Here is a 603-nt window from a genome sequence, read left to right as displayed (position 1 = left end):
GTGGATACCAACAGATTTTTGCAATATTCGCTGATCGGCTTTTATGTAGGCGTGGTTCCAGTTGGACTGGGGTTATTATGGTATCCGTTCATGCGCCGGTTTTCCTCAAAAGGCATTCAGGCGGTTATGGCCTTTACAGTCGGGCTGCTTTTCTTCCTTGCTGTTGATACCATACAAGAAGGGTTAGAGCTTGGCGCGATAGCGCCTGGTGTCTTTCAAGGAACAGCGCTTGTTTGGTTTGGAGCGGTGCTTAGCTTCTTATTTCTGCTTGCCCTTGATCAGACGAATTCGAAGAAAGCAATTGGCGCAGACGATAATGGTAAAAGGGTATCGTTCAAGATAGCTGGCGGTATTGGCCTGCATAACCTTGGGGAAGGGCTTGCTATCGGTGCCGCCTTTGCTGCTGGCGAAGCAGCACTAGGCACATTCCTTATAATAGGTTTTACTTTGCATAATATTACGGAAGGTATTGGCATCGCTGCTCCACTCTTAAAAGCTAAACCAACATTAAAAACATTTTTGGCATTAGCTGTTTTGGGAGGAGGCCCAGCCATTATTGGTACATGGGTCGGAGGATTTGTGTTTAATCAAACGTTAGCGGCA

At 46.6% G+C, this 603-nt stretch carries 1 protein-coding gene; it reads left to right on the top strand.

Features of this window, described 5'->3' with window-relative positions; translation table 11 throughout:
- A partial coding sequence (locus V8F51_RS31485; protein WP_442956519.1) for a ZIP family metal transporter occupies positions 1 to 603 on the top strand: 603 nt, incomplete at both ends.

The sequence above is a fragment of the Paenibacillus sp. YIM B09110 genome, assembly GCF_037167145.1.
Taxonomy (GTDB): Bacteria; Bacillota; Bacilli; order Paenibacillales; family Paenibacillaceae; genus Pristimantibacillus.
The sequence above is the reverse complement of the archived record's forward strand: the minus strand, read 5'-3'. Positions and strand labels throughout refer to the sequence as shown.